This window comes from Nocardia asiatica NBRC 100129 (genome assembly GCF_000308415.1).
Classification (GTDB): Bacteria; Actinomycetota; Actinomycetes; order Mycobacteriales; family Mycobacteriaceae; genus Nocardia; species Nocardia asiatica.
In genome coordinates this window covers 1-7,851 of the sequence record NZ_BAFS01000132.1, presented here as the reverse complement: position 1 = coordinate 7,851, position 7,851 = coordinate 1, and the positions used below count along the sequence as shown (strand labels likewise).

9 protein-coding genes are annotated in these 7,851 nt (G+C 69.0%); 7 read left to right on the top strand and 2 right to left on the bottom strand.

What is annotated here, in order from left to right:
- The first annotated feature begins 326 nt into the window (after positions 1 to 326).
- On the top strand, positions 327 to 1,199 hold the full coding sequence (locus tag ON27_RS12895; protein ID WP_043725156.1) for an LLM class F420-dependent oxidoreductase: 873 nt from the start codon (positions 327 to 329) through the stop codon (positions 1,197 to 1,199).
- Between the two features lie 98 nt (positions 1,200 to 1,297).
- The gene (locus tag ON27_RS12890; protein ID WP_043725133.1) at positions 1,298 to 1,876 is read left to right on the top strand and encodes a TetR/AcrR family transcriptional regulator; all 579 of its coding nucleotides are present in this window, start codon (positions 1,298 to 1,300) and stop codon (positions 1,874 to 1,876) included.
- A gap of 12 nt (positions 1,877 to 1,888) precedes the next feature.
- Here the strand turns inward: ON27_RS12890 and ON27_RS12885 are convergent, their stop codons facing one another.
- Complete coding sequence (locus ON27_RS12885) at positions 1,889 to 2,755, bottom strand: mycofactocin-coupled SDR family oxidoreductase (protein ID WP_043725146.1); 867 nt, start codon at positions 2,753 to 2,755, stop codon at positions 1,889 to 1,891.
- Positions 2,756 to 2,928: 173 nt separating this feature from the next.
- Between ON27_RS12885 and ON27_RS12880 the strand changes: the two genes are divergently transcribed.
- From ON27_RS12880 to ON27_RS12870, 3 genes are all read left to right on the top strand, one after another.
- On the top strand, positions 2,929 to 3,414 hold the full coding sequence (locus ON27_RS12880; RefSeq protein WP_043725137.1) for a nitroreductase family deazaflavin-dependent oxidoreductase: 486 nt from the start codon (positions 2,929 to 2,931) through the stop codon (positions 3,412 to 3,414).
- A 177-nt stretch (positions 3,415 to 3,591) separates the two neighbouring features.
- The gene (locus ON27_RS12875) at positions 3,592 to 3,930 is read left to right on the top strand and encodes a helix-turn-helix domain-containing protein (protein WP_051046493.1); all 339 of its coding nucleotides are present in this window, start codon (positions 3,592 to 3,594) and stop codon (positions 3,928 to 3,930) included.
- Positions 3,931 to 4,126: 196 nt separating this feature from the next.
- Positions 4,127 to 4,891, top strand: a complete 765-nt coding sequence (locus ON27_RS12870) for a DUF8020 domain-containing protein (protein ID WP_043725131.1) — start codon at positions 4,127 to 4,129, stop codon at positions 4,889 to 4,891.
- A 52-nt stretch (positions 4,892 to 4,943) separates the two neighbouring features.
- On the opposite strand, the gene ON27_RS12865 is transcribed toward ON27_RS12870, so the two are convergent.
- Positions 4,944 to 5,456, bottom strand: coding sequence for a hypothetical protein (locus tag ON27_RS12865; RefSeq protein ID WP_043725125.1), 513 nt, complete (start codon positions 5,454 to 5,456; stop codon positions 4,944 to 4,946).
- A gap of 238 nt (positions 5,457 to 5,694) precedes the next feature.
- Between ON27_RS12865 and ON27_RS12860 the strand changes: the two genes are divergently transcribed.
- Both ON27_RS12860 and ON27_RS12855 read left to right on the top strand, forming a co-directional pair.
- Positions 5,695 to 6,345 carry a DUF6968 family protein gene (locus tag ON27_RS12860; RefSeq protein ID WP_157227170.1) on the top strand — a complete coding sequence of 217 codons (651 nt, stop codon included), beginning with the start codon at positions 5,695 to 5,697 and terminating at the stop codon, positions 6,343 to 6,345.
- A gap of 191 nt (positions 6,346 to 6,536) precedes the next feature.
- A partial coding sequence (locus ON27_RS12855; protein WP_043725122.1) for a WS/DGAT/MGAT family O-acyltransferase occupies positions 6,537 to 7,851 on the top strand: 1,315 nt, incomplete at its 3' end.

Below are 7,851 nucleotides of genomic sequence, written 5' to 3'. Positions count from 1 at the left end.
TCCACGGCTGGCAGCCGAGCCGTACCACATGGAGACACATAGCTGGACATGTGTCTGGACGGTACCACCGACACATTTTCAGGACAATCCCGAATGGGGGATCTCTTCGAAACCCGGGATGCGGCAGCGCACGTCTCCACATCCGCCGCGCGCAGCGAGAACGCGTTCTTGCACCACTGACTCAGTCGAACTACAGTCCGAACAACTGTCCAGACACATGGCGTTGCATGGGTCGAACCTCCCGGTGGCGGCACCGTCAACGCGACGAGGTGTCCATCGGCGCAGGACCGCTCGCCATCGAACGACTCGAGAAGGCAGGAATTTCCATGCGATTCGGCATCGTGCTGTTCACCAGCGACCGCGGCATCACCCCGGCCGCGGCCGCCCGCGCGGCGGAACAGGCGGGATTCGACTCCTTCTACGTCCCCGAGCACACCCACATCCCGATCGCCCGCAACGCGGCGCATCCGCAGACCGGTGACGCTTCCCTCCCCGACGACCGGTACCTGCGCACACTGGATCCCTGGGTGGCGCTGTCCATGGCGGCCGCCGTCACCCAACGCGTCGAGCTGGCCACCGCCGTCGCGCTTCCGGCCGAGCACGATCCGATCACCCTGGCCAAGACGATCGCTTCCCTCGACCACCTCAGCGGCGGCCGGGTCGTCCTCGGCGCCGGATTCGGCTGGAATACCGACGAACTGGCCGATCACGGCGTGCCCGCGAACAAACGGCGCACCGTACTGCGCGAGTACCTGACGGCGATGCGGGCACTGTGGGGCCAGGACGAGGCCAGCCACGAAGGCTCGTTCGTGCGCTTCGGCCCGAGCTGGGCCTGGCCGAAACCGGTGCGACGCTCGGTTCCGGTGCTGATCGGAGCGGCGGGCACCGAGCGCACCTTCCGGTGGATCGCCGAGTCCGCCGACGGCTGGATCACCACCCCCGGGGAGACGGACATCGCGGATCGGCTCGCGCAATTCCACCCGATCTGGCGGCAGGCAGGGCGGACCGGACGTCCGCGGGTGGTAGCCCTCGACTACAAACCCGACGCCGCACGCCTGGCCGAATGGGACCGCGCCGGAGTCACCGATGTCGTATACGGCCTACCGGACAAGGACGAACCGGCGGTGCTCGCCCATCTCGCCCGGCTGGCCGACGAATTGGCGCGGATCGACTCGCTCGGCGCGGCGGACCAGCCGTAGCCGCACCTCGAACGGCAATTCCACCGTGGCCGAGAACACAACGGTTCCGGCAGCCGGGAAGTTGCTCCGGCGAAATAACGGCACTACCATCTAGACACATGTCCGAAAGCGATTCCAGAACCGTCGAAGCGACGCGTCGGCGCTTGTCCGGAAAGCAGGCCGACACGGTCGACAAGCTCACCCGGTCGGCGCTGGAAGTGCTTTCGCGAGAGGGATTCGCGGGCATGACCATTCGCATGGTCGCCGCCAACGCCAAGGTCGGCACCGCGACCGCGTACACCTATTTCTCCTCCAAGGAACACCTGGTCGCGGAGATCTTCTGGCGCAGGCTGCGCGCGACGCCCTCACCGGTGAGCGACGACCCGGACGCCACCGTGCGGGTGATCGCCGAATTGCGCGGCATCGCCCTGCTGGTCGCCGACGAACCGGAATTGTCCGGTGCGGTCACCAGCGCGCTACTCGGTCGCGATCCCGATGTCGAACATTTGCGGTCGCGCATCGGCCTGGAAATTCGCACTCGCCTCGCGCACGCCCTGGCCGAAACCGCGGACGCGGATATTCTCGAATCGCTCGAATTGCTCTACGCGGGCGCACTGGTGCACGCCGGGATGGGCTACCGGTCCTATGCGGATATCGCGGACCGCATCGAGCGGTCCGCGTTGCTCATCCTGAAGTGACGCCGCTTCGCGTCACTGGCCGGCCAGGCCCAATTTCAGCGACGCGCCGCCGTCGACGAACATCTGCAAGCCGGTCACGTACCGCGACTCGTCGGAGGCCAGGAACGTCACCGCATGCGAGATGTCCGAGGACTCGACGAACGGAATCGGCATGGCCTGCATGAACGGGAAGGTGACCTCCGCGTCCTCGCGCGTGGGATTCTGTATGTCGGGACGGAAGATCTGGTACATGCCCGGGTTGTGCAGCATGTCGGTGTCCACGTTGGTCGGGTGCACCGCGTTGATGCGGATGGAGCTGGGTCCCAGCGTCAGCGCCAGAGTCTGGGTGTAGGAACGGATCATCTTCTTGGACAGACCGTAGCCGTCGCCGCCGGGGCCTTGCAGCGCCTGCTGGCCGTTGAAACCGGTCTGCGGCACCAGGCCCGCGACCGACCCGGTGACGATGATCGAAGCGCCCGCGCTCAGCTGCGGCAGGGCCGCGTGCACCGTGTTCACCACGCCTACGAAGTTGACGTCGAAGACGTCGACGAATCCCTGCAGCGGCACGTGGTGGCCGAGCGGGCAGATCCCGGCGTTCGCCACGACCACGTCCAAGCGCCCGAGTTCGGCGACGGCCGCGGCGATCCCCGCTTGCAGCGCGGGGCGATCGCGCACGTCGACCTGCTCGGCCACTACCCGGCGGCCGGTCCGGGCCACCAGTTCCGCGGTCTCGGCGAGGTCGGCGGCGGTCGCCAGCGCGTAGTCGTTGCTGCCGATATCGGCGCAGATGTCGAAGGCGATGATGTCGGCGCCCTCCTCCGCCAAGGCGACCGCGTGACTGCGACCCTGCCCCCGCGCCGCACCGGTCACCAAGACGACTTTGCCGCTGACCCGATCCATGTTTCCTCCGCCGTGCTCGTCACCGGTTCCGCCGCCCGCGCCGCGCGCCGGGCGCATTTATGGAATAGTTACCGGACATCTGTCTGGACGATACTACGGACATAGGTATTGGATCAATCGCTCGCCGCGCCGCCGAACCCGATCCGGCACCGGCTCCCCAGGAGGTGCACCTGATGCCCGACCGACCACGCCACCTCGATTCCCCGCTCGTCGTGGCGCTCATCAACTACATGTCGAAAGCGCAGGTCTGGGTTTTCCACCGGACCAAGGGACGCGTCGGCGGGCAGTGGCGCGTCGGTGCGGGTTTCCGCAAGCCGGTGCCGACCTTGCTGCTCGAGCACCGGGGCCGGAAATCCGGCAAGCTGTACACGGTTCCATTGCTGTATCTCGCCGACGGCGCCGATCTGGTGGTCGTCGCTTCGCAGGGCGGGCTGCCCAACCATCCGCAGTGGTATCGCAACCTCTTGGCGCATCCGGCGACCCGGGTGCAGATCGGCGCCGAGCACCGTCTCGTCCGTGCCCGCGTGGCCACACGGGAGGAGCGAGATCGCCTGTGGCCCTTGCTCGTCGCCCGCTACGCGGACTTCGACACCTACCAGTCCTGGACACAGCGGGAGATCCCGGTGCTGCTGCTGCAGCCGCAGGACCGGCAGCACTGACCCGGCGCGTCGGCCCGGGTCCGTGCCCGCACTCCCCCATGATGTTCAGCGTTCCCCGCGCGGTGGACGCCGCCCGCCGCCGGAGCAGTGCGACGCAATCGATCGACTCGACAGAGGATGGGAGAGCGTGTGGCGAAAATGGGTAGGCGAAAACGGTCCAGGCTGATCACCAATGGGATGCTGCGGGAAAAGCATCGGACGGAGGAGCCCGGCGCTCCGGCGCTGCCGGCCGAGCCCGAGCCCGCGGACGTGGCCGAGCAGGCTCGCGCGCTCGACCTCGAAGCCCTCGCCGCACGGGTGCGTGCGCGGCGGCGGGAGATGAAGTGGACCCAGGCGGACGTGGCCGGCAACGGCGGCCCATCGGCCAAGGTGGTCAGCGAGATCGAGCGGTCCCGCAACCAACGGCCCAGCGCCGAAGTGCTCGACCGGCTCGACGCGGGCCTCGACTGGCCGCCCGGCACCAGCGCGACGATCCTGGGAGCCGAGCCGGCAAGCGAACTCGCCGCGGCGCGCTGAGGCGACGAATTCGAGAATCGGCCGGTCGGAGGGGTCCTCGAACATCTCCGACCGGTCGAGCCGGAACGCTCATCGGTTGCTGCGGGCGCTGATAGGCTGCTCAGCGACCTTGGACGACTGTTCTTGCGCCGCCGGAGTGCGCGGATCCGGCCGTGCTGGACGCAGCTGCGAAATCTGATGAAGGAATGGACGAATCATGCAACTCCGCGGCATCACTGCGGCAGCGATACTCGCCATCGGCTCGTTGACCATCGGCGCGAGCGTCGCGCACGCCGAACCCGCTCCCGACATCACCTACTCGGCCAGGCTCGTCGACCACACGGTCGTCACCGCGCTTCGGGGCGGAACCTTCGAATTGTCCAAAGCGCTGCGGGACAAGCCCGCGGATGACGAGAACGCCCGACTGACCGAGCGTGACGGCGTGCTCGTCGACCGCGCCGGAGCCCCCGCCGACGTCGCGCAGGTGATCGACGTGGTCGACATCCGGGACCGTGACGGCCGCGTCGCCATGACATTGCCCCTCGACTTCCGGATCGCGGGCACCGTCATCCCGGTCCGTCCGGAGCTGAAGAAGGACAGCACGGTCCTCGAGCTGAAACCGACCAGGCCCGAAGGCATCGCGATCAGCGAGACGCTCGTCGCGACACCGATCGCGTCGACGACCGAGAACCGGCGCGCCCGTGACGAGTTCGCCAGCCAGTTCGGCCTCGCCACCGCCGTCGGCGGATTCGTCGGCACCGCCATCGGCGCCGCGATCGGCTGCCTGGTCACCATCGCCGTCGGTTGCGTGGCCGGTCTGCTGACCGGCGCGAGTCTCGGCGGCATCCTCGGAACCATCGCGGTCGGCGGCCCCACCCTCGTCGTGGCCGGCGTCGACCTGCTCACCACGCTGCAGGCCGCCGAGGGCACCACACGCTTCGCGGACAAGCCCGTGCAGATCGCACCGGCACAACCCAGGTGACCCGCCCGGCGGCGCCCGCCGCCGCCGGGAGAAGCCGTGCACGACCGCGTCGCTACAGCGGCGCGGTCGTCGTGTTCGAGCGCCCCACGCGCTCGTCGTTGATCAGGTGATAGGCCCGCCCCAGGTCGTCGAGCGCCCGCTCCCATCTGGTGTCCGCGTCGTCACCACGGGGGTTGCGGCTGAGCAGCAGCAGCGCCTCGGCGGCGTCGGTCGACCGCGCGGCCGCGTCCAGCAGTACCGGCACCGGGTCCACGGTGGTGCCCGCGGCCAACGCGCCGATGCGATCGTGCAACCAGTGCGCGTCGAAACGCGCCTGCTCCGTGGGGTTCTCACCGTTGACCGGCAAGGTGCTCAGCGCGGCGGCCCGCGCGGCCTCCGTCTCATCCATCGTGGTCGTGACGACCTCGCGCAGCTCACTGCTCGCAATCCGATGTAGCAAACCGATCAGTAGGACTCGTTCCGCGTCCGGACCGCGCAGACCTGGGTCACCCACCCGTGCGCCGACCTCGTCCGGGTCGACGCGCAGAATCGACAGAACCGCTCGCAACTGCGCGATCGTTACCACTTCGTCCGCCCCTCCTCATCGTCGCGGCCCCACCATCACACTTCGGCGACAGCCTGCCAAATCCGGGGCGCGTTAACCGTCGGGTAGCCATTTTGCCGGTACGGCGTGTCTTCGTCGGGCGTCGTGTTCTGCGGGCAAACCACCGCGCCCGCCGCCCGCCGACCCGGCACGGCGCTGCGGTCCAGGTCACCTCGAACGGCAGGATAAACCGGGCCGCAACTTGGGTACTCCACTCGCTATGAGAGCGATACCGGCGCGGGTCACTGGTGACACGACCACGCCCGCAGTGCGCGAGTCCGAACACGGCGGTGCGATCGCGAGCACGAAATGGCGACGCATCAGGGAGGTGATCGCCACCCGCACCGTGGCAGACGCTACGCGGGAAGTGTCGATCGAAGTGGGGAAACCGCAGATGGCTCCGGGCGACACCGGCGTGGTGTGCGGATTCCGCATCCAGGGCATCGGTGAGCGCTGGGCGCACGGCGCCGACTCCATCGCCGCGCTCTACCGCGCCTTCCAGGAGATCGCGTGGGAGCTGCGTCAGGCCAACAGCCACGGCGCGCACTTCACCGTGGCCGAGCCCTCCGATCCCTGCTTCCCCGCCGCCCCCACCCGGCCCTCGCGTGCCGCCACCACGGCCGAGCAGGAACCGCAAGCTCTCATCGCGGCCCGCACGCTACGCGACGCCGACAGCTCGCTGTCGATCATCATCGGCAGGCCGTATCTGGCGGCCGACCGGCGCAAGCACCTGTGCCGGTTCCACATCAGCGAGCAGGGCGCGTCGGTGGCCAGCGGCGTCGACGAGATCCAGGCGTTGCACACCGCGATCCACATGATCAGCCAGCGCCTCGAGCTGCCGCAGGATTGGCCGATCAGCCGTCTGTCCTGAGCCGCCGGCGCACATTCCGCGGCGAAACGCCCAGCCGGTGCGGATTCGGCATCGAATCATCGGTTGGGATCGTCGTTCGACCGGCGCGGCTCGCCGCGCGCCATGAGCAGTCCGGCACGCCCGTCGCCGACGTCCCCGCGTCCTGAACCAGACCGTGGCGCGGCCGCAGCGTCGCCAGGAGGGAACTGCCCATGGAATTCATCTCGCCGGTGGACGCCCTGTTCCTGGTCGCGGAATCACGCGAGCATCCGATGCATGTCGGTTCGCTGTCGGTCTTCGAGCCGGTGGACGGCTCCGGACCCGAATTCGCCCGGCGCGCGTACGCGACGCTGGCAGCGGGCCGCAGCTTCCATCCCATGTTCCGCAAGCGCCCGTCTCGCCTGTTCGGCACGCCCCAGCTGGCCTGGACGGTGGACAGCGCGGTCGACGTCGACTACCACGTGCAGCGGTGGGCGCTGCCGGAACCGGGCGGGTTGCCTGCCCTGACGGAGGTGGCCGCCGGACTGCACAGCACCCTGCTCGACCGGCACAGACCGCTGTGGGAAGCGCATCTGATCGAGGGGCTCGCCGGGGACCGGGTCGGCCTGTACGCGAAGATGCATCACGCCCTCATCGATGGCGTCGGCGCCCAGCGGCTGCTGCAGCGCACGCTGACCAGCGACCCCGAGGCCGGCGAAGCCCTGGTGCCCTGGGATCTCCCGCCCTCGGCCACGCCCCGCGCGAATCCGCCGCGCAGGCACACCCTGGGCACGCGGGCGCGCGCGCTGCTGGCCGCGGCGGGCTCGGCTCCCTCTATGCTGCGCCTGGCTCGCACCGCGCTGCTCGATCAGCAATTGACGCTGCCCTTCGCCGCGCCGCGCACCATGTTCAACGTCCCGATCGGCGGGGCACGCCGTTGCGCCGCCCGCTCCTGGCCACTGGATCGCCTCCGCCAGGTCAAGAAGATGACCGGCACCACGCTCAACGACGTGGTGCTTGCCATGTCTGCGGGCGCGCTGCGCACCTACCTGCTCGAACACATCGCCCTGCCGGACAAACCGCTGATCGCCATGGTGCCGGTCTCGCTGCGGGCGGAGTCCGACGACGGCGCGGGCGGGGGCAATTCCGTGGCGGCGCTGCTGTGCAATCTGGCCACCGATCTGCCCGACCCGGCGGCGCGGCTCGCGGCGATCAGTTCCTCGATGCAGCGCGGCAAGGAGATCTATCGCGCGCTGACCCCCGTGCAAGCGATCTCACTCTCGGCGCTGACGTTGAGTCCGCTCGCGCTGTCGCTGCTGCTGCCCGCCACCGCCGCGCTGACCAGCCCGCCGTTCAACATCGTCATCTCCAACATTCCCGGCCCGCGCGAACCCCAGTATTGGAACGGCGCCCGCCTCGACGCCAGCTATCCGCTGTCGATACCGCTCGACGGCCAAGCGGTGAACATCACCCTCACCAGCAACGCCGACAGCCTCGACATCGGCATCGTCGCCTGCCGCCGCAGCGTGCCGGACGTGAACAGACTGC

Bases quoted from the DNA above. Each gene is read 5' to 3' on its own strand.
- ON27_RS12895 (WP_043725156.1), top strand. From the start codon at position 327: ATGCGATTCGGCATCGTGCTGTTCACCAGCGACCGCGGCATCACCCCG.
- ON27_RS12890 (WP_043725133.1), top strand. From the start codon at position 1,298: ATGTCCGAAAGCGATTCCAGAACCGTCGAAGCGACGCGTCGGCGCTTG.
- ON27_RS12885 (WP_043725146.1), bottom strand. From the start codon at position 2,755: ATGGATCGGGTCAGCGGCAAAGTCGTCTTGGTGACCGGTGCGGCGCGG.
- ON27_RS12880 (WP_043725137.1), top strand. From the start codon at position 2,929: ATGCCCGACCGACCACGCCACCTCGATTCCCCGCTCGTCGTGGCGCTC.
- ON27_RS12875 (WP_051046493.1), top strand. From the start codon at position 3,592: ATGCTGCGGGAAAAGCATCGGACGGAGGAGCCCGGCGCTCCGGCGCTG.
- ON27_RS12870 (WP_043725131.1), top strand. From the start codon at position 4,127: ATGCAACTCCGCGGCATCACTGCGGCAGCGATACTCGCCATCGGCTCG.
- ON27_RS12860 (WP_157227170.1), top strand. From the start codon at position 5,695: ATGAGAGCGATACCGGCGCGGGTCACTGGTGACACGACCACGCCCGCA.